The 24201-nt window shown below is 72.4% G+C and carries 22 protein-coding genes and 1 pseudogene; 11 read left to right on the top strand and 12 right to left on the bottom strand.

The genetic code is table 11. From position 1 onward, the window contains the following. Nucleotides 1-49: 49 nt before the first annotated feature. Nucleotides 50-1576, bottom strand: a complete 1527-nt coding sequence (locus ACIA73_RS13550; protein WP_399438623.1) for a hypothetical protein — start codon at nt 1574-1576, stop codon at nt 50-52. Nucleotides 1577-1743: 167 nt separating this feature from the next. Here ACIA73_RS13550 and ACIA73_RS13555 point away from each other — a divergent pair. The 4 genes and pseudogenes from ACIA73_RS13555 to ACIA73_RS13570 form a co-directional block, all read left to right on the top strand. Continuing rightward, a pseudogene (locus tag ACIA73_RS13555) lies at nt 1744-1977 on the top strand (MFS transporter); the annotation flags it as partial. Between the two features lie 179 nt (nt 1978-2156). Beyond that, entirely contained in the window at nt 2157-2939 is a 783-nt protein-coding gene (locus ACIA73_RS13560) for a LamB/YcsF family protein (protein WP_399438624.1), read from the top strand. Between the two features lie 43 nt (nt 2940-2982). Beyond that, nucleotides 2983-3600 (top strand): 5-oxoprolinase subunit PxpB, encoded by a 618-nt coding sequence (gene pxpB / locus ACIA73_RS13565; RefSeq protein WP_399438625.1) that lies wholly within the window; start codon nt 2983-2985, stop codon nt 3598-3600. After that, a complete protein-coding gene (locus ACIA73_RS13570; protein ID WP_399438626.1) occupies nt 3597-4478 on the top strand; it encodes a biotin-dependent carboxyltransferase family protein in 882 nt (293 codons plus the stop codon). Before pxpB ends, ACIA73_RS13570 begins: the two co-directional genes overlap by 4 nt. Nucleotides 4479-4614: 136 nt before the next feature. Here the strand turns inward: ACIA73_RS13570 and ACIA73_RS13575 are convergent, their stop codons facing one another. Beyond that, a complete protein-coding gene (locus ACIA73_RS13575) occupies nt 4615-6039 on the bottom strand; it encodes a HEAT repeat domain-containing protein (protein ID WP_399438627.1) in 1425 nt (474 codons plus the stop codon). A gap of 299 nt (nt 6040-6338) precedes the next feature. After that, nucleotides 6339-6731 (bottom strand): ankyrin repeat domain-containing protein, encoded by a 393-nt coding sequence (locus ACIA73_RS13580; RefSeq protein ID WP_399438628.1) that lies wholly within the window; start codon nt 6729-6731, stop codon nt 6339-6341. A gap of 256 nt (nt 6732-6987) precedes the next feature. On the opposite strand from ACIA73_RS13580, the gene ACIA73_RS13585 reads away from it, so the two are divergent. After that, the gene (locus tag ACIA73_RS13585) at nt 6988-7182 is read left to right on the top strand and encodes a hypothetical protein (RefSeq protein ID WP_018534760.1); all 195 of its coding nucleotides are present in this window, start codon (nt 6988-6990) and stop codon (nt 7180-7182) included. Nucleotides 7183-7218: 36 nt separating this feature from the next. Beyond that, nucleotides 7219-8781, top strand: a complete 1563-nt coding sequence (locus ACIA73_RS13590) for a hypothetical protein (protein ID WP_399438629.1) — start codon at nt 7219-7221, stop codon at nt 8779-8781. A gap of 125 nt (nt 8782-8906) precedes the next feature. Here ACIA73_RS13590 and ACIA73_RS13595 read toward each other — a convergent pair whose 3' ends face one another. After that, a complete protein-coding gene (locus ACIA73_RS13595; protein ID WP_399438630.1) occupies nt 8907-10409 on the bottom strand; it encodes a PLP-dependent aminotransferase family protein in 1503 nt (500 codons plus the stop codon). Nucleotides 10410-10472: 63 nt separating this feature from the next. On the opposite strand from ACIA73_RS13595, the gene ACIA73_RS13600 reads away from it, so the two are divergent. The 4 genes from ACIA73_RS13600 (at nt 10473) to ACIA73_RS13615 (ending at nt 14049) form a co-directional block, all read left to right on the top strand. Beyond that, a complete protein-coding gene (locus ACIA73_RS13600) occupies nt 10473-11240 on the top strand; it encodes a YitT family protein (protein WP_399438631.1) in 768 nt (255 codons plus the stop codon). Next, complete coding sequence (locus tag ACIA73_RS13605) at nt 11237-12007, top strand: glycerophosphodiester phosphodiesterase (protein WP_399438632.1); 771 nt, start codon at nt 11237-11239, stop codon at nt 12005-12007. Before ACIA73_RS13600 ends, ACIA73_RS13605 begins: the two co-directional genes overlap by 4 nt. A gap of 54 nt (nt 12008-12061) precedes the next feature. Continuing rightward, nucleotides 12062-13414 (top strand): MFS transporter, encoded by a 1353-nt coding sequence (locus ACIA73_RS13610; protein ID WP_399438633.1) that lies wholly within the window; start codon nt 12062-12064, stop codon nt 13412-13414. Nucleotides 13415-13674: 260 nt separating this feature from the next. Continuing rightward, nucleotides 13675-14049, top strand: a complete 375-nt coding sequence (locus ACIA73_RS13615; RefSeq protein ID WP_142215978.1) for an RNA polymerase-binding protein RbpA — start codon at nt 13675-13677, stop codon at nt 14047-14049. Nucleotides 14050-14359: 310 nt separating this feature from the next. Here ACIA73_RS13615 and fxsA read toward each other — a convergent pair whose 3' ends face one another. From fxsA to ACIA73_RS13635, 4 genes are all read right to left on the bottom strand, one after another. Next, nucleotides 14360-14977 carry an FxsA family membrane protein gene (gene fxsA, locus ACIA73_RS13620; protein WP_399438634.1) on the bottom strand — a complete coding sequence of 206 codons (618 nt, stop codon included), beginning with the start codon at nt 14975-14977 and terminating at the stop codon, nt 14360-14362. 94 nt (nt 14978-15071) lie between these two features. Continuing rightward, nucleotides 15072-15839 carry a polyprenol monophosphomannose synthase gene (locus ACIA73_RS13625; protein ID WP_399438635.1) on the bottom strand — a complete coding sequence of 256 codons (768 nt, stop codon included), beginning with the start codon at nt 15837-15839 and terminating at the stop codon, nt 15072-15074. A 523-nt stretch (nt 15840-16362) separates the two neighbouring features. Continuing rightward, on the bottom strand, nt 16363-18012 hold the full coding sequence (locus ACIA73_RS13630; protein ID WP_399438636.1) for an amidohydrolase: 1650 nt from the start codon (nt 18010-18012) through the stop codon (nt 16363-16365). A gap of 63 nt (nt 18013-18075) precedes the next feature. Continuing rightward, a complete protein-coding gene (locus ACIA73_RS13635; protein ID WP_399438637.1) occupies nt 18076-18519 on the bottom strand; it encodes an Lrp/AsnC family transcriptional regulator in 444 nt (147 codons plus the stop codon). A 239-nt stretch (nt 18520-18758) separates the two neighbouring features. On the opposite strand from ACIA73_RS13635, the gene ACIA73_RS13640 reads away from it, so the two are divergent. Further along, complete coding sequence (locus tag ACIA73_RS13640; RefSeq protein ID WP_399438638.1) at nt 18759-19190, top strand: hypothetical protein; 432 nt, start codon at nt 18759-18761, stop codon at nt 19188-19190. 6 nt (nt 19191-19196) lie between these two features. Here ACIA73_RS13640 and ACIA73_RS13645 read toward each other — a convergent pair whose 3' ends face one another. The 4 genes from ACIA73_RS13645 to ACIA73_RS13660 form a co-directional block, all read right to left on the bottom strand. Beyond that, entirely contained in the window at nt 19197-20306 is a 1110-nt protein-coding gene (locus tag ACIA73_RS13645; protein ID WP_399438639.1) for a phosphotransferase family protein, read from the bottom strand. A gap of 54 nt (nt 20307-20360) precedes the next feature. Beyond that, nucleotides 20361-21518 carry a hypothetical protein gene (locus tag ACIA73_RS13650; RefSeq protein WP_399438640.1) on the bottom strand — a complete coding sequence of 386 codons (1158 nt, stop codon included), beginning with the start codon at nt 21516-21518 and terminating at the stop codon, nt 20361-20363. 545 nt (nt 21519-22063) lie between these two features. Beyond that, nucleotides 22064-23236 carry an acyl-CoA dehydrogenase family protein gene (locus ACIA73_RS13655; RefSeq protein ID WP_399438641.1) on the bottom strand — a complete coding sequence of 391 codons (1173 nt, stop codon included), beginning with the start codon at nt 23234-23236 and terminating at the stop codon, nt 22064-22066. A gap of 202 nt (nt 23237-23438) precedes the next feature. Further along, the gene (locus ACIA73_RS13660) at nt 23439-24077 is read right to left on the bottom strand and encodes a TetR/AcrR family transcriptional regulator (RefSeq protein WP_399438642.1); all 639 of its coding nucleotides are present in this window, start codon (nt 24075-24077) and stop codon (nt 23439-23441) included. Nucleotides 24078-24201: the final 124 nt, after the last annotated feature.

The following is a 24201-nucleotide window of genomic DNA, read 5'->3' on the forward strand; positions in this document are numbered from 1 at the left end:
GCGTCGGTGGTGCGGTGGGGGGTTACGCGGGCGGGGCGGCCGGGATGTCTCATGAGGCCTCCGCCCGGCCGGATGCCATACCGATCGTGTCGAGCAGTGCGGTGCCGACGATGAGATCGGCACCGCCGAACTCCGGGTCGTCGAGCTGGGTGCCGTCGTCGACGGCGAACAGCAGGCGTTCCTCGCCCTGCCGGTAGGCCGTGCCGACCGGCGGGCTGGCGGCGTGCACGGCGAGGAGCGCGAGAAGGTACGGCAGTTCGGGGTCGCGGCGGCGGGCCTCGGTGAGCAGTCCGGAGAGGCGGCGGGGCGCGTCGTGCGGCAGGTCGAGCAGTTCCAGGGCGTCGGCGAGCTGCTCCTCGCTGAACCGGCTGTCGTCGGGGGTGGCGATGAGGTCAGGCTCGGGCATCTCGGCGCCCAGGTGCTCGCGCTCCACAGGTGGGCTGAGCAGTATGTCGACCAGGTCGCCGACCCGGACGGAGGTGGGTGTGCGCAGCCCCGCACCGTGCGCGAAGAAGGCGTCGGTGACGCGGATGGCCTGTTCCAGCGGCAACGGCAGTACGGGCGCGACGAGCTGGCCGTAGAGGTCGAGGCCGGAGTGGGCGGAGGCCGGGGCGAAGGCCTGCCGGTCCTGCTCGGCGCGGAACAGCGGGCCCGCTTCCAGCAGCCGGGACTGGAGCTGGGTGTGGCGGCGGATGCAGTCCTTGACGATGTCGACGAGCTCGGCGGCGCGCCGCTTGTGCTCGGGCTCCTCTGACTCGTCGCGGGCCTTGCGGATGTTGGTGAGGATCGCGTTCTCGTGCCGGTAGCGGTCGGCGACGTGGTCGAGGGCCTCGGCGATCATGTCGGGTACGGCGTTCAGCCAGTCGACCGCGCGGACGTTGCGGCGGGTGGCCTCCAGGGTGCGGCGCAGCGTCTCGGCGTACTGCACGGTCCGGTAGCGGGCCTGTTCGGCGGCGAGCTGGGCGTCGGCGAGGCGGCCCCGGTTGATCAGGACCTCCAGCTTGACCTCGGCGGCGATCTGGGCGCTGGTGACGTCGGTGTCGAGGGCGCCGACCAGGACGTTGACGGCTTCGTCGGTGGTGCGCAGGAAGACCCCGCCGCCGTACCCGGCGACCTCCTCGACCAGCTTGAAGTCGTAGTCGCGGCGGGTGTAGACGCCGTCGGTGCCGAACGTCCCGTAGACCGCGCGGAAGCCCCGGTCGACGCTGCCGACGTTGACCAGGTTCTCCAGCACCCAGCGGGCGACCCGCTCGTGTTCGGAGGCGGGGCGGCGGGGCGCCTGGGCCGCGACGCGGGGCAGCAGCCGGGAGACGATCTGGTCGTGGTCGGCGCCGGTGTCGAAGTCCATGTTGAGCGTGATCAGGTCGATCGCGGAGAGGGCCACCTCCGCCATCGCGTAGACCGTGTACTCACCGGCGAGATTCGCCTTGCGTACGTCGAGGTCGTGCAGCGGCGCGGTGCAGGCGAGCGCGCGAAGGCGCCGCGCGAGCCCTTCGTCGGCGGCCGGGCCCTGGGCGGGCCGCGGCCCCGCGCTGAGCTGGGGCGGAACCAATTCCGTCGAGGCAGGCGAAGTCACGTGGCACAGATTAGGTCCTTGCACTGACAACGGTCGAAACGGGCCAGATGGGGGCGGGGGTGGCGTCTCGGTGCCGGCGGTGGGGGCGGCGTCGATTTGGGGCTCGGGGGCGCGGATGCGGGTGGCCGGACGTGAGGCCGATCAGGCTCTGTCCCCCGCCCTGGGCATGCGGCTTCGGCTCGTTCCTGAGCGAGCTGTACCCGACTGCCGTGCGCGGCACCGGGCAGGGCTTCACGTACAACACCGGACGCGCCGTGGGTGCCGTCTTCCCGACCACCGTGGGCTTTCTGGCGGGCAGTTGGGGCGTCGGCGGCGCGCTGGTCTTCGGTGCGATCGGATACGGGCTGGCCGTGATCGCCCTGCTCGGTCTGCCCGAGACGCGCGGGAAGGAGTTGGTGTGAGCGTGACCGGGGTGTGCGCGGCGCGCGTTCCGCGGCAGGCCCGCGAGGGCTACCGGGCGGGCGCCACCGGGACCACCCGGCCGCCGTTCGCGCGCTGACCCGTGCGCCGGGGCAGATGCTCCTCACCGACGTCCGCGACGAGCAGTACCGGGTGGCCTGAACAGGAGGATGATGCGTACATGAACGACGACGCGCCGGTTCCCGGGATCTCCGTGGACCTCAACGCCGACCTCGGCGAGGGCTTCGGCCGCTGGCGGCTGACCGACGACGAGGAACTGCTCTCCGTGGTCACCAGCGCCAATGTGGCCTGCGGTTTCCACGCGGGCGACCCGGTCACCATGCGGCGGGTCTGCGAGCTGGCCGCCGAGCGGGGGGTGACGATCGGCGCCCAGGTCTCCTACCGTGACCTGGCCGGGTTCGGACGCCGCTCGATGGAGGTTCCGTCCGCCGAGCTGACCGCCGAAGTGGCCTACCAGATCGGCGCGTTGGACGTCTTCGCGCGCGCGGCCGGGTCCCGGGTGGCGTACGTGAAACCGCACGGGGCGCTCTACAACCGGGTGGTCCACGACGCCGAGCAGGCGGCGGCCGTGGTGGCGGGTGTGCTGGTGGCGGACGACTCCCTTCCGGTGCTCGGCCTGCCCGGGTCGCTGCTGCTCGGCCTCGCGGTCAAGGCCGGGCTGCCCGTCGTGCGCGAGGCGTTCGCCGACCGGGCGTACACCTCCGAGGCCACCTTGGTGCCGCGTTCCCAGGAGGGCGCGGTGATCTCCGACGCCGACGCGGTGGTGGAGCGGGCCGTGGCCATGGCGGTCTCCGGTGAGGTCACGGCACTGTCCGGGCAGCCGGTGCGGGTCCGCGCGCGTTCGTTGTGCGTCCACGGGGACACCCCGGGCGCCGTGGGGATCGCCCGACGGGTGCGGGCAGCGCTGGAGGCGGCCGGGGTCCGGGTGGAGTCCTTCGTATGAGCTGGCGTACGACCGGTCCGAACTCCCTTACGGAATCCGCCTGATGAGAACCCTGCCCGCCGGTGACCACGCCCTCCTCGTCGAACTCGCCGACGCCGAGGAGGCGGGCGCGCTCCACGCCGAGCTGCTGCGCCGCCGTGCCGCGGGTTCCCTGCCGCCGGTGCGCGAGATAGTGCCCGCCGCCCGCACCGTCCTGCTCGACGGTCTCGACGACCCGGCCAGGTTTGCCGAGCACCTGGTGGGCTGGGAGGTCCCGCCACTGGTGGCGGACCGGCGGGAGGTGATCGAGCTGCCGGTGCGGTACGACGGTCCCGACCTCCGCGACGTGGCACAGCTCTGGGGCGTGTCCGAGGAGGAGGTGGTACGCCTGCACTCCGGAACCGAATTCCGGGTCGCCTTCTGCGGGTTCGCGCCCGGCTTCGGCTATCTGACCGGGCTGCCCGAGCGGTACGCCGTCCCCCGCCGGGCCACTCCGCGTACCGCCGTCCCGCCGGGATCCGTCGCGCTGGCCGGACCGTACACCGGTGTCTACCCGCGCTCCTCGCCCGGCGGCTGGCAGCTGATCGGGGCGACGGACGCCGTGCTGTGGGACCCCGCGCGGGTGCCCGCGGCCCTGCTCACCCCGGGCGACCGGGTCCGCTTCGTACCGGAGGAACAGTGACGGACGGAGCTTTCGCCGTCGTACGGCCCGGGGCACTGACCACCGTCCAGGACGAGGGGCGCCCCGGGCACGCCCATGTCGGGGTACCGCTCTCGGGGGCACTGGACCGGGCCGCCCGTGACCTGGCCAACCGGCTACTGGGCAACCCCGCCGGGGCCGCCGTGCTGGAGACCACCCTGGACGGCTGCGCGGTACGGGTGCGCGGGGCGGTGACCGTTGCGGTGACGGGGGCGCCGTGCCCGGTCAGGGTCGACGGGAGACCGGTGGCGTGGGGGGCTCCGGTGCGGGTTCCGGGGGGTGCGCTGCTGGACGTGGGCCGGGCGGTGGTGGGGGTGCGGAGCTATCTGGCGTTCGGCGGGGGGATCGCGGTGGAGCCGATACTGGGCAGCCGTTCCACGGATCTGCTCTCGGGGCTCGGCCCGCCGCCGCTGGCCGCCGGGGCGATGCTGCCGCTCGGGGGCCGGGGCGGGGCCGGTGCCGCCGCCCGGGTCGACACGCTGCCCTGGCGCGAGCCGCCGCGCGAACTGGTGCTGCGGCTGGGGCCCGGGCCCCGGACGGACTGGTTCACCGACAACGCGCTGCGCACGCTGGCCACCGCCCGCTACCGGGTGTCCTCCGCCAGCAACCGCATCGGGCTGCGCACCGAGGGCCCGGCCCTGGAGCGGGCGGTGGACGGTGAACTGCCCAGTGAGGGGCTGGTGCTGGGGGCGGTGCAGGTGCCGCCGGACGGCCGCCCGGTCGTCTTCCTCGCGGACCACCCGACCACCGGCGGCTACCCGGTGGTGGGGGTCGTGCCGGAGGCCGATCTGGACGCGGCGGCCCAAGCCGCTCCGGGCATCGCGCTGCGCTTCGTGCCGACGGGGCGTCTGGCGTCCTGAGACACAGGCGCTGAGGGAGGAAGGGCCCCGGGAACGCGTCACGGGCAGAGGGCCGCGAGATCCGGGAACGCGCCGGGGGCGGGAGCCCCGGATCCCTCCGGCACTCCCGCCCTCGACTTCACGCTCGTACGCCCGCTCAGACGGCGGCGGCGTCCGCGTCCGGGCCGAACCTGCTGCGTACGGCCGTCTGCACCTCGATCTCCTCGGCCGGGTCGGCGGCCAGCCGCCGCAGCCGGTCCGCCACCCGCACGTCGCCGGTCTCGGCGTGCCGTGCGGCGACCTCGCGGGTCGTCTCCTCGCAGTCCCAGAGGCACTCGACGGCGAAGCCGGAGGCGAAGGACGGATCGGTGGCGGCCAGCGCGCCTGCCGCGCGCTGCCGGAGGTGGGAGGAGGTGGTCTCGCGGTAGATGTGGCGCAGTACGGGAGCGGCGGAGGCGATGCCGAGGCGGCCCGCCCCGTCCACCAGGGGCCAGATACGTGGCGCGTCGGGGCCGTCGGCCCGTACCGCCTCGCGCAGTGCGCCGAGGACCAGCGGCGCGTCCTGCGCCCCGCCTCGGCAGGCCAGCACACCCGCTGCCGAGGCGCCCAGGGCGTCCGGCCGGTGGACCCAGCCCCTGGCCCGGTCCACGGCTTCGGGTCCGCACATCCGCTCGAAGGCGGCGACGGAGGCCTCGGCGACGGTGGACGACGGACTCTGTGCCGCGTCCTCGATCAGATCGAGGACGGCGGGGTCCCGTGACTCGGCCAGGTAATGCAGGGCCGTGCACCGGGCCCCGTCAACACCACTACGTGCGACGTGAAGGATCGTTGAACGATCCTCCGGTCCGGCGACCGCCGACAGGCAGCGCGCGGCCGGCACGTGCAGCGCCGCGCCCCGTTCGAGCCCCTGCTGGGCCCACTCGAAGACCGCCTCGACACTCCACTCGGGGCGCGGCCCCGAGGTACGCATCTGACGCTGCCAGCGGTCGAAGGACCCCTGCTCCTGGGCCGCCCGCACCCGGCCGCCCACGGCGTCGCGCGGATCCTCCGCCCACAGCCGCCAGGGCCGGGGCTCGTAGGCGTCGCGCACCACCGCCGCCAGCTCGGCGTCCCCCTCGGGGGACGTGGCGAACCGCGACAGCACAGGACCGGCCAGCGAGCGCAGCCCGCTGTCGTCGTCGCGCAGCGCCAGTTCGTCCAGCGCCCAGGCCCAGTTGGCACCGGTCCTGGCGTACTTGCGCAGCAGGACGAGGGCGTCGTCCCTGCCGTACGAGGCGAGGTGGCCGAGGACCGCGAGGGCGAGCCCGGTGCGGTTCTCCTCGGTGTCGAAGACGTCCTCGACGTCGAAGAGGTGCTCCTCGATCGCTTCGAGGCCGCCGTCCAGGTCCAGGTAGAGGCGGGCGTAGTAGAGCGAGCGATTCTCGACCTGCCAGTCGTGGCGGGGGTCGGTCGTCACGCAGTGGTGCAGAGCCGCGAGGGCTTCCGGGCGGGGTGCGGCGAGCGCGTGCAGCGTGCCGTCACCCCGGCCCCTCTGCAGGAGGCCGAGCAGCGTGCCGCTCGGCGCTATGACTGGATCAAACATGGAAAAAGCCTCACATCAAGCTGTCGACGCAACCGGGAATCGTGCCGTGCCTACGCCACGCGACAACATGCTCGGCCGCCCGCGGACAACTCTTGCTTGATGTAAACCATCTTCCTCTGCCTCTCGTCGGTGGGCCCGGAGCGGACCCGATGGCCCGGAGTGGGCCCTTCCACATCTCCCCGTTGCGGCGACTTCTGCCCGCCCCTGGTGTTTGTGAATCCGTCGTCATGATGCCCCGGTCATTTCGCCACCGCGACCACATTTACGACGTCCCCCGGACTCCCCCACCACGCGAGCCGTCAGCTCGCGCCGAACAGCTCCAGCAGCTCCTTCTTGTCGAACATCCGTGCTGTGTCCACCGCGGACGGCGTTCCGGCGGCCGGATCGGCCCCGCCGGCCAGCAGCGCCGCGACCACCTCGTCCTCACCCTTGAAGACCGCTCCCGCGAGCGGGGTCTGGCCCCGGTCGTTGGCGCGGTTCGCGTCCGCGCCCCGGGCCAGCAGCGCCTCCACCGAGGCCGCGTGCCCGTGATAGGCGGCGAGCATCACCAGCGTCTGCCCCTGCTCATTGGTCAGGTCCGGCGAGACGCCCGCGTCGATGTACGCGGCCAGATCCGCCGTCCCGCCCTGCCGGGCGAGATCGAAGATCTTGGTCGCCAGTTCCACGACCTCGGGGTCCGGAGCTTCGCTCATCGCGGACTTCCTGCCTTTCGCATGCCTTGACCAGGGGCGCACGGCGTCAGAGCCGTACGAGTGAATCGTCAGGGTACTGGCCCGCGGGCGACATGACCCGGCCCCCGTGAGGCAAAGATCACCGCGAGCGCGTCCGGCTCTGCCAGTCCGGTGAAAGAAACGAAAACTAACCCGACTGCCCGATTTGCGGCATAGATACTTTCTGTGAGCCTGGAAGGACTCATGGTGACTGTCCCCCTCAACCAGGAGATCTCTCATGATCCTGTCCATCTCCGGCGTCGTGCTGCTCGGCATCATCGTCTTCCTGTTCTTCAGGAAGGACGGACTCAAGGCATCCCACGCCCTGGTCTGCGCACTCTTCGGCTTCTACCTCGCTGGCACCGCCATCGCCCCAAGCATCAAGGCCGGAGGAGCAAGCCTCGCCAGCCTTTTGGGCGGGATCAAGTTCTGACCCGCGTCCACCCACCCCCAACCCAGGAGTTACGACGTGGCCCGGCGTCCCCTCCCCCGCATTCTGAGCAGCAGCAGTGTCTCGGTGGCCCGCAGCCGCGAGCTGGCGCGCACTGCCGCCGACAGCGCCACGGACGTACTCCATCCGCTGATCACGATCAGCCGCGGCCTGCGCAAGCTCGCCGCGGCCGGTCGCGCCCGCTGGGCGGGTACCCCGAAGGAGAAGCGCGGTCCCGCGCTGTTCCTGGTGGGTTCCGTCGTCCTGGTGGTCGCGCTCATCCCGTACGGGCCGCTGCTCGCCCTGATCACGGTGATGGCCGCAGCCGCCTGGAAGGGCCATGAGCGCGCCCCCGTACAGACCGGTCCGGCCCCCGCCGAGACCGAACGGCTCCAGTCCCTCTACGAGGCGCTGGTGCCCTACTTCTCGGTCCCCGAGGACCCCGATCCGCTCTTCGCGCACGGCGGCGAGTGGGACAAGGCCTTCAGCGAGTACGAATTCGACGGCACCGGCCGCCCCTCGCGGCTGCTGATCCGTTATCCCGCCTACTTCACCGACGGCGAGGCCCCCGCCCGGGCCCGCATCGAGCAACTGCTGCACGCCAAGTCGGGGCGTGGCCGCGAGTACCGCTTCGACTGGGACGAGGAGGGCAACCAACTCGTCATGACGGTCCTCGACCCGCTGGCGACCACCGTCGCCGCCCAGCGCTTCGTGACCGCTCCCGGCGAAACGGTCCTCGGCTTCACCGACGGCGACGCGGTGCCCCGCACGGTCCCGGTCCAGGCCGACGACGGGGAGAGCGACGCCACCCCGGTGATCTGGCGGACCGGGCCCCGCTCCACCGAGCCGCATCTGCTGGTCGTCGGCCAGCCCGGCAGCGGCACCACCAGCCTGCTGCGCTCGCTCGCTCTCCAGGCGCTCCAGGACGGCGACGTACTGATCGCCGAGGGCACCGGCACCGGCGAGTACGCCTGTCTCACCGGACGCAACGGCGTCCTGGCGGTCGAGTGCGGCCTGTCCGGTGCGCTGGCCAGTCTGGAGTGGGCGGCGTCCGAGACCGAGCGACGGCTGATCTCCGCCAATCTGGCCCGGCAGGCGGGCCGTCCGGCGCCCGAGGACACCCGGCGCCCGCTGTGGATCCTGCTGGACCGGCCCAGCGTCTTCGGTCACCTGGCGGCGTCCGGTGGCCACTGTGACCCGCAGCAACTGCTCCAGGTGCCGTTGCGGCACGGCAGGGCGGCCAATGTGACGGTGGTGGTGGCCGAGCAGTTCGACACCCTGGACACCCTCAGCGACCCGGTGCGCGCGCACACCCGCGCGCGCGCCGTGCTCGGACCGGCCTCCCCGGAGGAAGTGGCGGAGGTACTGGGCGTGCCTCCGCACACCACACCGACGCCGGAGGTGCCGCCGGGGCGCGGATACGCGCGGCTGGGCGGCGGCCCGGTGATGCGGCTCCAGGTGCCGGCCACGCCGGACCCGTACGACGACGCCACCAGCGACTCCCACCGGCAGGCCGTGCTCGAACTGCTGCCGGAGCGGTCCTTCCCGGTCGAGGACCGCCGCGCGGACCTGGACCCGGCACCGGTGCCCGCCGAGGGCTGAGCAGGCCGAAGGGCCGGTACCCCGCGTGGTGAGCGGGGTACCGGCCCTTCGACACGGGGTCCGGCCCTTCGACACGGGGTACCGGCCCTTCGACACGGGGTACCGGCTCTTCGGCGTACCGGGGGTCAGGCCACCGACGTCCTCGGCGCGTCCGTCCCCGAGCTGGCCCCCGACTCCACCAGCCGCGCGGCCGCCGCCAGGCGTACCGCCGCCTCTTCCGCCACCGGCCCGCTCACGGTGAACGGCAGCCGCACATACCCCTCGAAGGCGCCGTCCACCCCGAAGCGGGGCCCCGAGGGCACCCGCACGCCCACCCGCTCCCCCACCGCGGCGATCCGCGACCCGGACAGCCCGCCGGTCCGCACCCACAGGGTCAGCCCGCCGGCCGGTACGTCGAACTCCCAGTCCGGCAGTTCCCTGCGCACCGCCGCGACCAGGGCGTCCCGGTTCTCCCTGGCCTGGGTGCGCCGGACGTCCACCGCCTGCTCCCAGCCGCCGGTGCTCATCAGCCAGTTGATGGCCAGTTGCTCCAGCACGGGCGTCCCCAGGTCGGCGTACGCACGCGCCGAGACCAGACTGCGGATGACCTCGGGGGCGGCCCGCACCCAGCCGATGCGCATGCCCGCCCAGAACGCCTTGCTCGCCGAGCCGACCGTGAGGACGGTGCTGCCCGCCGGGTCGAAGGCGCAGACAGGGCGCGGCATCGCGTCGAAGTCGCCGTCCAGACGGAGTTCGGTCATGGTCTCGTCGGCGACCAGCACGGTGCCCGCCGAGCGGGCCGCCTCGACGAGTGCCCGGCGCTGGTCCTCGTCGGCGAGGGCGCCGGTCGGGTTGTGGAAGTCGGCGACGACGTAGGCGAGTCGCGGGGCCGCGTCGCGCAGCACCTGCCGCCAGCGCGGCAGGTCCCACCCGGTGAGTCCTTCCGCCATCGCGACCGGGACGAGGCGGGCGCCCGCCTCGCGCATCAGCTGGAGGATGTTGGCGTAGCTCGGCGACTCGACGGCGATCCGCTCGCCGCGTCCCGCGAAGAGGTGGCAGATGGCGTCCATGGCGCCCATCGCACCGGTGGTGACCATGATCTGTTCGGGCATGGTGGGGATGCCCTTGGCGGTGTACCGGTCGGCGAGCATCTGCCGCAGGGCGGGGAGGCCCGCCGGGTAGTCGCCGTGGGTGTGGGCGTACGGCGGCAGCTCTTCGAGGGCGCCCTGGACGGCCCGGGTGAGCCACGGCTCGGGCGCGGGCAGCGAGGCCGTACCGAGGTCGATGACGCTGCCCAGCGATTCCGGAGGCATCGGTTCCAGGCCGCGCGCGGGCAGTGGATTGCCCGCCGGTACGGCGGTCCAACTGCCCGCTCCCCTGCGGGACTCCAGGAAGCCCTCGGCGCGCAGCGCCTCGTAGGCGGCGGCGACGGTGGTACGGCTCACCGCGAGCGCCACCGCGAGTTCCCGCTCGGCGGGCAGCCGTGCCGCGACCGGAACCCGGCCCTCCAGGACCAGCAGCCGCACCCCGTCGGCCAGCGCCCGGTAGGCGGGCGGCTTGCGGGCGTGCGGGCCTGCCGGACGGGACTGCTGGGAAGCCAGCTGACGGGCGAGCTGGGGCGCCCCCACCGCCGAAGTCCACTGCGCCATGAAATCAGTCCACCTTCCCCGGATTGGCCATGGTTGGCTCGTCCTTACAGGCCACAGAGTGTCATGCGTCGGTCCACCACCACTACCCCCGAGGGGCCTCCCATGCCGGATCTCATCCGCCGTCTCACCCAGCTGTACGTGGGGCTCGCGCTGTACGGAGCGAGTGCGGCGGTACTGGTTCAGGCGGGGCTCGGGCTCTCGCCGTGGAGCGTGCTGGACCAGGGCCTCGCCGAGCACACCGGTCTCAGCATCGGCGTCGTCTCGATCATCGTCGGCGCGCTCGTCCTGCTGCTCTGGATTCCGCTCCGGCAGCGGCCCGGTCTGGGCACCGTCTCCAATGTGTTCGTCGTCGGCCTCGCGATCGACGCCACCTTGGCCCTCGTCCCGGAGATGCACGCACTGCCCGCCCGGATCGCGCTGCTGGCGGGCGGGATCGTACTCAACGGGGCGGCGACCGGTCTGTACATCGCCGCCCGGTTCGGCCCGGGGCCGCGCGACGGTCTGATGACCGGGCTGCACCGGGCGACCGGACGCTCGATCCGCCTGGTCCGTACCGGCATCGAGATCGCGGTGGTGGTCACCGGCTTCCTGCTCGGCGGCTCGGTGGGGGTGGGCACGGTGGCGTACGCCCTGGCCATCGGCCCGCTCGCGCAGTTCTTCCTCCGGCTGTTCTCCGCACCGGCACCGGCGCGGGAGGAGTCGCCGGAAACGGCCAGGGAGGAGTCGCCCGAGCCGGCGCGGGAGGAGTCGCCGGAGCCTGTGCGGGAGGCGCGGGAGCCGGCGGAGCCGGTCGCCGGTGACGCGCCGGGGCGGGCGATACTTCCCGGGTGAACCGCGCACCTCAGCACAGCTACCTCGATCATCCGGGACCGGTCGTTCCGTTCGCCCACCGCGGCGGGGCGGCCGACGGCCTGGAGAACACCGCGACCGCCTTCCGCCGGGCGGCCGAGGAGGGCTACCGGTACTTCGAGACCGATGTCCACGCCACGGCCGACGGCAAGCTGGTCGCCTTCCACGACCCGACCCTGGACCGGGTCACCGACTCCGCCGGCCGGATCGCGGACCTGCCCTGGGAGCGGGTGAGCCGGGCCCGGGTGGCGGGCACCGAGCCCCTCCCGCTCTTCGAGGACCTGCTGGAGGAGTTTCCCGAGGCCCGCTGGAACGTCGACATGAAGGCGCAGTCCGCGCTGCTCCCGCTGCTCGACCTGATCCGCCGTACCGGCGCCTGGGACCGCGTCTGTGTGAGTTCCTTCAGCGAGAGCCGGGTGGCCAGGGCGCAGCGCCTCGCCGGACCGCGGCTCGCGACCTCCTACGGGGTCCGCGGGGTGCTGGCGCTGCGGCTGCGCTCGCTCGGGGTGCCGGTTCCGCTGCGGCGGGGTGCGGTCTGCGTACAGGTGCCGGAGACGCAGAACGGGGTACGCGTGGTGGACCGACGCTTCCTCACCACCGCGCACGCGCTCGGCCTGCGCGTCCATGTCTGGACGATCAATGAGGCGGACCGGATGGAAGCCCTTGTCGATCTCGGTGTGGATGGCATCATGACGGACCGGATCGCGACGCTGCGGTCGGTGCTGACCGCGCGGGGGGCCTGGACCTGACCTGACCTCCCCGCCCGTTCACGCGTTGTTACGGGGATCTGACAGGGAGCGCGCGTGCAGAGCCGAGCAGTGGATCAGCCGCAGGGGGACGCGGCGGACCGCGGACGTCAACAACGGGGCTGGTACTTCTACGACTTCGCGTGCTCGGTCTACTCCACGAGCGTGCTGACCGTGTTCCTCGGCCCCTATCTGACGACGGTCGCCAAGGCCGCCGCCGACGCGGAGGGATACGTCCACCCGCTCGGCATCCCGGTCCGCGCGGGCTCCCTGTTCGCCTACGCGGTGTCCCTGTCGGTGATCGTCGCCGTGCTGCTGATGCCGATGGTGGGTGCGATCGCCGACCGTACGGGCCGCAAGAAGCCGCTGCTGGCCGCCGCCGCGTACCTGGGGGCGACCGCGACGGCCGGGATGTTCTTCCTGGACGGCGACCGTTACCTGCTGGGCGCCCTCCTGCTGATCGTCGCCAATGCCTCGCTCTCCGTGTCGATGGCGCTCTACAACGCCTATCTGCCGCAGATCGCCGAGCCGGACGAGCGCGACCGGGTGTCCTCCCGGGGCTGGGCCTTCGGCTACACCTCGGGCGCCTTCGTGCTGGTGCTCAATCTGGTGCTCTACACCGGCCATGACAGCTTCGGCCTGGACGAGTCGACCGCGGTGCGGATCTGTCTGGCGTCGGCGGGGGTCTGGTGGGGCGCCTTCGCCCTGATCCCGCTGCGCCGGCTGCGCGATGCCAAGGTGGCCACCGACGGCGCCCGGCTGTCCATGGGCCAGGGCTGGCGGCAGTTGGTCGCCACCCTCAAGGACATGCGCCGGCACCCGCTGACGCTGTCGTTCCTGCTGGCGTACCTGGTCTACAACGACGGCGTCCAGACGGTGATCTCACAGGCCTCGATCTACGGCTCCGAGGAACTGGGACTCGACCAGACGACCTTGATCACGGCGATCCTGCTCGTCCAGGTCCTGGCGATCTTCGGGGCGCTCGGGATGGGGCGTCTGGCCCAGCGGTACGGCGCCAAGCGGACCATTCTCGGCTCGCTCGTCGCCTGGACGCTGACGATCGGCGTGGGCTATTTCCTCCCCGCCGGCGCACCCGTCTGGTTCTTCGTGCTGGCGTCCGCCATCGGACTGGTGCTCGGCGGCAGCCAGGCACTGTCCCGCTCACTGTTCTCGCACCTGGTGCCGCGCGGCAAGGAGGCCGAGTACTTCTCGGCGTACGAGATGAGCGACCGCGGGATGAGCTGGCTGGGGCCGTTGGTGTTCGGTCTGGCCTTCCAGCTGACGGGAAGCTACCGGGACGCCATCATCTCCCTGGTGGTCTTCTTCTTGGTGGGATTCGTTCTGCTGGCGCGGGTACCCGTGAGGGAGGCCGTGGCGGCGGCGGGAAACCCCGTACCGGAAAGAATTTAGACCTTGAAGTAAAAGGCCGGTAGTGTACGCCTTTGGCTTACCAGGCGGACCGTTACTGCGTGCTTACGCAGGAAAAAGTATGGGTGACATCTGCTTGTCAGATGTGACAAAGCGGTCACTGGTGGGTACAACAGGGGGCGGCACGACGGGCGACGCACTGACCCGCAACGGGAATCTTTACCGCCGACCGGACGTTGACCGGATGACGACGACAGCGACACACCTGTCCTGTGGGCGACAAAGCCCGGGAGGCACGATTCATGAGTGAGCGAGCTCTCCGCGGTACGCGGCTCGTGGTGACAAGCTACGAGACGGACCGCGGCATCGATCTGGCCCCGCGCCAGGCGGTGGAGTACGCATGTGAGAAGGGGCATCGCTTTGAGATGCCTTTCTCCGTGGAAGCTGAAATTCCGCCGGAGTGGGAGTGCAAGGTCTGCGGGACCCAGGCACTTCTGGTGGACGGCGATGGGCCGGAGGAGAAGAAGGGCAAGCCCGCGCGTACGCACTGGGACATGCTCATGGAGCGACGCACCCGCGAGGAACTCGAAGAGGTCCTGGCCGAAAGGCTCGCGGTACTGCGTTCCGGCGCCATGAACATCGCTGTGCACCCGCGGGACAGCCGCAAGTCTGCCTGATGCCGTTTCTCGGCTGAGGGCCTCGGGAGAAGTACAGCGCAAAGAGGCGGGGGGGGGGGGGGGGGGGGGGGGGGGGGGGGGGGGGGGGGGGGCGGGGGGGGGGGGGGGGGGGGGGGGGGGCGGGGGCGGCGGGGGGGGGTGTCCCGGCCCCCCGCCCCCCCCCCCACCCCCCCCCCCCCACCCCCCCCCCCCCCCCACCCCCGCCCCCCCCCCCCCCCCCCCCCCCCCCCCCCCCCCCCCCCACGGCTCTTTGTCATGTGCGGCCCCGGAGCCCGGGGTCTCCCCGTCCCCCGGGGCCGGGGCCCGGCTCTCAGGGCGTGAGCGGCGTCCGGGGGCCGTCGTCGTGGCGCGGGGGGTACGGGTGGGAGCCGCCGGGGGTGTCGTCGCGGATGACCTCGCCCTGGACGACCTTCCCGTCGGGCTGGTGCATGCGGGCCTGCTGGAACATGTCACCGAGGCTGCCGGGCTGCTGCACGGCGTTCATCCGCCGCTGGAGGGACTTCTCGGCGTACCGCCCGAGCGCCTTGCGCACCGGCGGCAGCAGAAGCAGCAGGCCGAGGGCGTCGGAGATCAGGCCGGGCAGGATCAGCAGCAGTCCGGCGAGCATCACGAAGCCGTTGCCGGAGCCCTTGCGGCCCTGCTCGGCCTGGGGGTCGTAGGCGCCGCCGCTCTGCTGCTGGCGCTGGAGGGTCTCGCTCAGGTTCTTGAAGGCGCGGCGTCCGGCCCGCTTGATCACGGCTCCACCGAGCACCACCCCGCCGACCAGCAGCAGGAAGACGGTGAGCCCTCCGGCCGCGCCGGCCACCAGGGTCAGCAGCCAGATCTCCAGCACCAGCCAGGCCGCGATGGCGAGGGGGAGATACGTGCGCACGCGCGAGCGCTTGCGGGTGGTCGTCGGGGCGGTCGGGGGCGGTGTGCCGGTCGTCATGCCCCCAGTGTGCCTGGCAGGGCGCCTGAACGGCGTAAAGAGCGCGTGAGCTCCCCCTGGGGACCCCGGCCCGGGAGGGGCCCGCGGAGGTGCGTCAGGAGGGCTTGCGGCCCAGCAGCTTGTTGGCGCGCGAGCCGACCCCCCAGGCGGTGACCCGCCAGAGCGCCTCGACCAGGATGTCGTTGCTCATTTTGGAGTCGCCGCGCTCCCGCTCGACGAAGGTGATCGGGACCTCGACCACGTGGTACCCGGCCTCGACGGTGCGGCGCGCCAGGTCGACCTGGAAGCAGTAGCCGGCCGAGGCCACCTCGTCGATGCCGATGCCTTCGAGGGTCTCGCGGCGGAACGCGCGGTAGCCGCCGGTGACGTCGCGGATCGGCACGTTGAGCAGCAGGCGCGAGTAGGTGGAGCCGCCGCGGGAGATGAACTCGCGGTACTTGGGCCAGTTGACGATGCGGCCGCCGGGCACCCAGCGCGAGCCGAGGACCAGGTCCGCGCCCTTGAGCGCGGTCAGCAGGCGGGGCAGTTCCTCGGGCTGGTGGGAGCCGTCGGCGTCCATCTCGACCAGGACCCCGAAGTCGTGGTCCATCCCCCAGCGGAAGCCCGCCATGTAGGCGGCGCCGAGGCCTTCCTTGCCCTTGCGGTGCAGGACGTGCACCTGGTCGTCGGCGGCGGCGAGTTCGTCGGCGAGCTTTCCGGTGCCGTCGGGGCTGTTGTCGTCGGCGACCAGGATGTGCGCCTCGGGAACGGATTCCCGGACCCGGGCAACGATCGGCTTGATGTTCTCGACCTCGTTGAAGGTCGGGATGATCACCAGAACATTGCCGAGCGGACCGTAACGCTTCTGACCGCCGTCGTTCACTACTGCCCCTTTTCATGCCCGTACACAGAGGGACCCACCATAGCGAGCGGGCAGCGGCGCGAGGCCCAGGGTCGTGTGTTCGGCCGGGGCCGGTTCCGGGGAAGGGATGTGCGGAGGTTCTACGGATGGGGGCCCGGCGTCCTTCGGGCCGACCAGTTGCCCGCCGGCTGCGGACATCCTCGCCGTTGTCTACTGAACGCCGGGGCCCTACCCGGGTCGCACCGTCGGACGAAAAAACCTTCCCTCGCCCCCGAGGCGCGGGCGCTGAACCTGGTTCCCGGGGCGGGGTGCCGGTAGCGGCACCTTCCGTCCCATGACCCAGCGGCGTTCGACGACTGCGTGGAAGGTTTCCGGCCGGACGTTTCGTGGTGGACCCGGCCGAACCTACCCGCCGGTGGCCGCTGTCTGTCAACACCCGTGCGACCTGCGGCGTTTCTTCGAATCAGCAGGTCAGTGCGGATTGAGCGGAGTACCCTCCGGCCGCTTCACGCTCACCGATCGGCGGTACGCGAGACCCTTGAGGTCATGCGTTCGGCCCTACGTGGACGGTCCGGCCGGCCACCACGGTGCGCAGACAGACCGGCAGTTGTGCGCCCGGCGAGAGGTCGGGCAGCCCGGGCGTGCCGGAGCGCGGGTCGGTGGACCAGCGGGCGACCCGGTCGTCGGGGGCCTGGACCAGCAGTTCGCCGGTCTGCCAGATCGCGTAGTCGGCGGGGGCGCCGGGCACCAGGGTGCCGGCGTCGTCGCGGCCGACGGCCCGCCAGCCGCCCCGGGTGTGCGCGGTGAAGGCGGCCCGCACGGACACCCGGTGCTCGGGGGTGCGGTGGTAGGCGGCGGCGCGCACGGTGCCCCACGGGTCGAGCGGGGTGACCGGGCTGTCGGAGCCCAGTGCGAGCGGGATACCGGCCTTGAGCATGGCGGCGTACGGGTTGAGGGTGCGGGCCCGCTCGGCGCCCAGGCGCTGGGCGTACATGCCCTCCGCCCCGCCCCAGGCCGCGTCGAAGGCGGGCTGTACGGAGGCGGTGAGGCCGAGGTCGGCGAAGGCGGCCAGGGCCTCGGGGGTGAGCATTTCGACGTGCTCGACGCGGTGGCGGGCGGCGCGGACGCGGGCCAGGCCGACCTGTTCGGCGGCGGCGCGGACGCCCTCGACGACGGTGGTCAGGGCGGCGTCGCCGATGGCGTGGAAGCCGGCCTGGAGGCCTTCCTCGGTGCAGGCGGCGACATGGGCGGCGACGGCGGCCGCGTCGAGGTGGGCGGTGCCCGTATGCGGGGCGTCGGCGAAGGGCTGGTGGAGGCAGGCGGTGTGCGAGCCGAGCGAGCCGTCGACGAAGAGGTCGCCGGCCGCGCCGAGTGCGCCGAGTTCGCGGATGCGCTGGGCGTCCTTCGCATTCGCGACGAGTTCGGCCCAGTACCCGAAGACGCGCGGGCCGGGTTCGTCGGCGGCCAGCTCCAGCAGGCCGAGGAAGTCGTCCTCGGAGGAGATCTCGGGTCCCGCGCACTCGTGGACGGAGCCGATGCCGAGGGAGGCGGCGCGGGCGAGCGCGGCGCGCTGGGCGGCGGTGCGCTGGGCCGGGCTGATCGCGCCGTGGGCGGCGGCGCGTACCGCGTGGTGGGCGGCCGCGGTGAGCGGCTCGTCCGGGTGGTAGCCGTCCAGGCCGGTGATTCCGGGGACCAGGTCGAGCAGGGCGGTGCTGACGACGGCGGAGTGGACGTCGATACGGGGGAGGCAGAGCGGGCGCCCGCCGGCCGCGGCGTCGAGTTCGGCGCGCGTGGGATGGCGCTGCTCGGGCCACCGGGAGGCGTCCCAGCCGCCGCCGATGAGCACCTCGCCGGCCGGGCGCATCGCGGCGTGGGCGCGTACCATCTCCAGCGCGCCGGGCAGCGTCCGGGCCCCGGCGAGGTCGAGCCCGGTGAGCGCGAGGCCCGTGGAAGTGGTGTGCACATGTGCGTCTGTGAACGCCGGGGTGACGAGCGCGCCTTCGAGGTCGAGGACTTCGTCGGCCCCGCTCGCGAAGGCGTCGGCCGCCCCTTCGGATCCCACCCAGGCGACATGTCCGCGTTCGACGACCATGGCGGTGGCGAAGGGGTCGGCGGGGCTGTGCACCTCACCGCCGCGCAGCAGCACGGTGCGGTCGGAGGGCGTGGGGGAAGTGGGGGCGGTGCGCTCGGTCATGGGGACCAGTCTCGCGCAGCGCGCGGGGCCCTCGTGACCAGGGTGCCCGGACGGCCCCGTGACCTACTGGACGCGGGGCGGGCGCGCCTCGTACGGGGTGGAGAGGACGACCGTCGTGCGGGTGGAGACTCCGGCCAGCGAGCGGATGCGGGAGAGCAGGTGCTCCAGTTCCAGCGGGGTGGCGACACGCACCTTGAGGATGTAGTTCTCGTCGCCGGCGACGCTGTGGCAGGCCTCGATCTCCTCGACGCCCGCCAGCCGTTCGGCGATGTCGTCGGGGGCGCTGGGGTCGAAGGGAGCCACCGAGATGAACGCGGTGAGTGGCAGCCCGACCGCCTCGGGGTCCACCACCGCGGCGTACCCGCGGATGACCCCGCGCTGTTCCAGCCTGCGGACACGCTGATGCACCGCCGAGGTGGACAGGCCGGTGGCCTTGCCCAGGTCGGTGTAGCTCATCCGCCCGTCCTTGACGAGCAGGTCCACGATCTGACGATCCAGCTCCTCCATGGGCCAAGAACTTACAGGGCGTGGGGCCCGAGTGATACGTGAGCCGGTTGCGTCTTGCCTGGTGGAACGGAGGTCGCGAGACGGCGGGACGGGCATCTGCGGACGGCATGTGACGAAGACCACACAGTTGCGACCGTGTCCTTCCCGGTTGTGGGGTTATCGCGCAGGTGCGCAGGGAAGTGCTTGGTGTGGTCGAGGCCGCAGCGCCTTGTCGGCCCACCTCTAGGGGGAGAGTCTCCATGCAGAGCCTGAAGCGCACCGGTCGTTCCGAATCGGGGCCCTCCGATGTTTCCGACATCACCGACGCCGCGTCCTACGTGGCCGCCGACAGCGCCGGGCCGGACCCGGACTCGTACGACACCTTCGAGATGTTCCGGGTGATCTGCCCGGACTGCGTCCAGCCGATCGCGCTGCTGGCTGGCGAGGACGTGCTCCCGGAGCACGCCAAGTGCCCCACCCCGTGGAACCCCTTCGGTCTGACGGCCTGCTCCGGCACGGGGCGCCCGGCCGCCGACGCGGGGCCTGCCGACGAGACCACGGAGGTGCAGGAGCAGGACACCGCTCTGCTCCTGACGCTCCCGCAGGGGCTGGACTGGCGGACGCAGCCCTTCTCGCACGTCGGCGGTCCGGGCTCGCGTCCCCTGAAGGTGCCGCGCCAGCGGGCGGCGTAACCCCCGCTAGCGGTGGCCCTGTTCACTCCAGTACGTGCCGCGCACCATGGCCTGCAGTGAGTCCCGGTGCATGATCAGCACGTCCGGGTCCTCGGGGACCCGGACCTCGCCGAAGTGGGCCTGCCGGTAGGCGATGCGCAGCATGACCACGGCGTGCCGCAGCGCGGCGTAGAGGGTGTGGAACTCCATGTCGCGCGGGGTGTGGCCGGTCAGCCGCGCATATCGCTCCTCGATGGCGTCCCGGCGCAGGAAGTCGGGCAGGCCGCGCTGGCCGAAGGACACCGTCAGGTCCTGGAAGAAGCGGTGCAGATAGACGGTCCAGCCGAGGTCGAGTTCGCGCGGGCCGTGGGCGGCCATTTCCCAGTCGAGTACGGCGGCGGGCTCGAAGCCGTCGTAGACGATGTTGCCGATCCGCGCGTCGCCCCAGCACAGCACGGACTCGCCCTCGTCGTCGGGCCAGTGCTCCTCCAGCCACTGGAAGGCCTTCTCGATCAGGGGTGAGCGGGGCAGTCCGTCGACGACCCATTCGTAGTAGGTCTGCTGGGCCGTCACATGGCGGCGCAGCGGGCCGCCTTCGACCTCGGGGAGCAGGAACTCGCTCTCCTTGGGCGGGAACTGGTCGTGCAGGCGGGCGATGACGCCGATACTGGCGGCCTCCAGGGTGCCGCGTTCGGCGTCGGTCGCGGAGTGCAGCCAGTTGCCCTCGTACGTGTACGGCATGACGTCCGGCGGCACCCGGCCCTCGGCGCGGGCCATCACGAAGAACGGCGCGCCCAGCGGCCCGGGGTCCTCCTCCAGCCGGAGCACGCGGGGAACGGGGACGTCGGTGTGCGCGCCGACCAGGCTCATCACGCGATGCTGGCGGGCCATGTCGTAGACGGGGAAGACGGTGTACGCCGCCGGGTCGGCCGCGAGGCGCAGGGCGCAGGCGGTTTCCGGGGCGTCGGGGTGGTCGAGGTCGAAGAGGAGTGTCTCGCTCGACATGCCGTTGGAGTCGGGGACCCGGATGTCGTGGACGCGGGCGCCCGGCAGCTGGGGCTGGAACCAGGCGGTGAGCCGGCGGCCCAGTTCTTCGGGGTCGCGGGTGGTGGTGCGGGGGCGCGGTGCGGAGACCATTTCCGTACTCCTCTGGGTGGGAAGGGCGGGTCGGGTCGGTGCGATGTGCCCGGGTCAGGGCGCCGTCGAGTCGTAGCCGGTGAAGCCGCTGGGGTCGTGGCGGCCGAAGCTGCCGTGCTCGAAGATGCCGTATCCGGTGCGGCCTTCGAGGGTGAAGCGGGCGGCGTGGTCGATGACGCCGTAGGCGGCCATGGGGTGGGCGGACGGGTCGGAGAGGTCGTAGGTGCGGCGGTCGGTCCAGTCGCGGCCCTGCCAGGTGCCGTGCTGCCAGTCGGCGGCGGGCGGATAGCCGGCGCCGACGGCCAGGGGCGAGGAGGCGAGGATCTCGATGCCGAGTTCGAGGGGTTTGCGGTCCTGGTCGGTGAGGTGGACGACGGCCCCGGTGGGGTGGCGGGTGCCGGGGCGATAGCTGATGTCGGTCCTGGGCCAGCCGAGTTGGCGGTCGCGTTCGCCCTCGCGGACCAGCAGGGCCTCGTTGAGGGTGCGGTGGCCGTCCGCGTCCTCCTGGGCGATCACCAGCACGAAGCGGTCGTCGAAGCGGGCCGGTATCCAGAGCCAGTGGAAGCCCTCGGGCCGCAGCTCCTCGGCGGCGCGGCCGCCCTCCTCGCCGGGGATCGGGCGCACGCCCCAGCTCCGGTCGCGGGTGCCGGTCCACTCCCCCGGTGCGAGCCGGATCTCCTCGCCGCCGACGCGGATCACTCCCGTACAGCTGCCCGCCTGGACGAAGCGGCGGCCTTCGAGCATCAGGCGGTCGCCGCGGTACTGGACGTGGTGGGGCTCCCAGACGGCCGGGAAGTCCGCGGTCCAACTGATCTCGTACGAGAGGGAGTCCGGGTCGCCGGGGTCGGGGTCACAGGCGAGGGTGAAGCGGCGCAGGGGTTCGTCGACGGTGATCCGCAGGGGGCCGACGGAGAGGGGGCCGATGCGGTCGTCGGGGAGGGCGTCGGAGGCGCGGACGGCGTGCAGGGTGTCGCCGACGCGGAGGGTCGCGTAGGCGTCGATGACGCCGGTGTTCGGGTAGACACCGAGGCCGAGGATGAGGAGGGCGTGGCCGGTGTGGTCGACGAGGTGGTAGATGCAGCGGTCGTAGGCGTTCCGGTCACCGGTGACGACGTGCTTCATCGATAAGGGGGCCTGGTGAACGGGGTATTCGTCCAGGGCGACAGGGCGGTCGACCTGGCGGTCGGCGGGTCGGTCGGCGGGGGCGGGCATGGGTCCTCCTGGCCTGTCCGGGCGCGGGTGGGGCCGGCCCTGGGAATGAGTTTCCTGACGGTACGTCAGGAGAGGGCCGGGGCCAAGAGGAGTGAGGGCGGGGTGAGGGATGGGGGTACGTCGCCGGCGGCGGGGGCTCGGGGCGGGAGGAGCCGGTGCCGGAGCGGGCCGGTGCCGGGTGGGTTCGGCGTCCGCCGGGGGCCGCCCCCTTGCCCGCCCATTCCGCCCCCGGGGGGCGGCCCCGCCGCCCAAGGCAGCGGCGGCATAGCGGGGGTGGCGGCCTCGCGGCCTGGTGCCCCGCAGGGGCATTCCAGGGGCGCGGGGAACTGCGCGACCAGCCACGACGCACCTGAAGGCGTTCCCCTGCCCCTCAGGCCCGGGGGCTCGCGCCCGATTTCGGGAAGGGGCGGGGTGGGGAATCGCACCGCAGGCGACCCACGCCACCCACCGATGAGCGCCCACGGACAACCGGACCAGGCCCGGGAGACCGGCAGCCGGGGCTCGGGGCCCCGAACACGCGCGAGCCACCGCCCCCGAAGCCGCCCTCAGCGCGACTCCGGCCCCGCCAAGTGCCGGGCGATCACCATCCGCTGGATCTGGTTGGTGCCCTCCACGATCTGGAGGACCTTGGCCTCGCGCATCAGGCGTTCGACCGGGAAGTCGGCCGTGTAGCCGTAGCCGCCGAGGACCTGGACCGCGTCGGTGGTCACCTTCATGGCCGCGTCCGTGCAGAAGAGCTTCGCCATCGCCGCCTGGCGGGAGAAGGGGCGGCCGGCGTCCCGCAGCCTGGCCGCCGCCAGGTAGAGGGCGCGGCCTGCCTCGATCTGGGTGGCCATGTCCGCCAGCATGAACCGCAGCCCCTGGAAGTCCGCGATCGGCCGGCCGAACTGCTCGCGCCCGGTGGCGTACGAGAGCGCCTCGTCCAATGCCGCTTGGGCGACGCCGATGGCGCAGGCGGCGATGCCCAGGCGGCCCGAGTCCAGCGCGGAGAGCGCAATGGCGAAGCCCTGGCCCTCGTCGCCCAGGCGGCGCTCGTCGGACACCCGTACGCCGTCGAAGTGCAGCTGGGCGGTGGGCGAGCCCTTCATGCCCATCTTCTTCTCGGGGGTGGCGGCGCTCAGCCCGTCCGCGTCGCCGGGGACGAGGAAGGCGGTGATGCCGCGCGGCCCGTCCACCCCCGTTCGGGCGAGGACCGTGTAGAAGTCGGCGATGCCACCATGGGTGATCCAGGCCTTGGTGCCGTTGATGACCCAGTTCTCGCCCTCCCGGACCGCTTTGGTGCGCAGCGAGGCGGCGTCCGAACCGGAGGCGGGCTCGGAGAGGCAGTAGGCGCCGAGGAGGCCACCGCCGAGCATGGCGGGGAGGTGGGCGGACTGCTGTTCCTTGGTGCCGTAACCGGCCAGCGCGTGGCAGGCGAGGCTGTGCACGCTGACGCCGAGGCCCACGGTGAGGCGGGCGGCCGCGAGCTCTTCGAGTACCTGGAGGTAGACCTCGTACGGCTGGTCACCGCCGCCGAAGCGGGAGTCGTACGGCAGACCGAGCAGCCCGGATTCCGAGAGCAGGGAGAAGACCTGGCGCGGGAAGTGCCCGGCGTCCTCCTCCGCGGCGGCCTGCGGAGCGATCTCCCGCTGGATCATGTCGCGTACCAGCGCGAGCAGGTCGCGGGACTCCTCGGTGGGCAGCTGTCGTTCCACCGGCTGCGGAGCGCGGTCGGGCATGTGCGGCGTCCTCCCTGTCGGGCGCGACGGCAGACGCACGCGCAGGGTGTGGCGGCGCCGCCGGTTCTCTCTCCCTGCCAGCCTGAACCAACTTTCCGGGTTACGGAAGCGGGGCCGGCGGGGCTGTGGCGGCTGAGTATGCCCGATCGCGCCCCATCCGTCACGGGTCGAAAAGCCGCAGGCCGGGCAGGGCGCGCCGGTGTTACGTGACCGTGTCGTCCAGCGCCGGAGCAGGGCACTGGGGCACCAGCTCGCCGACGGCCTCCAGGGTCGCGCGCAGAAGCGCGACGAGCAGCTCGCACACCTCCTCCCGCGGCAGCACCGGATCACCGACCCAGTCGAGCGTGATGCCCTCGACGCCGGTCATCCAGCCGAGCAGCGCCAGCCGGGCGGTGGGCGGAATGTTCGCGCTGCCATACGCGCCCTCGGCGAGGGTGGTGAGCAGTTGCTCGCGCACGGCGTCACGGATCGACTGCACCTGGACGTCGAAGCCGACCCCGCCGGTGACGATCGTGCGGTACGCCGCCTGATGATGCTGCGCATAGCGCAGATAGCCGTCGACGGTGCTCCGGACCCGTTGGGCACGCGGAAGCTCGGGGTGACTGCCGGCTCGGGCGACCAGGTCGGCGACGGACTCCTCGACGATCGCCAGGTAATAGCCGCGCTTGTTGGTGAAGTAGTAGTAGATGAGCCCCTTGGCGACGCCCGCGTGCTGCGCGATGTCGTCCATGGAGAGCGCGTCGTAGGAGGTGTCGGCGAACAACTTCCGCCCTGTTGCGATGAGTTCGGCTCTGCGCGCCTGGGATTTACCGGTCGCTCCGCGCTGTTGACTCTTATTCAAATTAGGCCCTAGCCTCCTACTCCGGAAGGATGGCCGCAGTATTCCACGGCCCGCCCTCCGCTCCTCATGCACTTCCCCCAACGCACTGTCTGCGACGTACGGGAGGAACCGGTGAGCGCAGCGA

This window comes from Streptomyces sp. NPDC051561 (assembly GCF_044454195.1).
Taxonomy (GTDB): Bacteria; Actinomycetota; Actinomycetes; order Streptomycetales; family Streptomycetaceae; genus Streptomyces.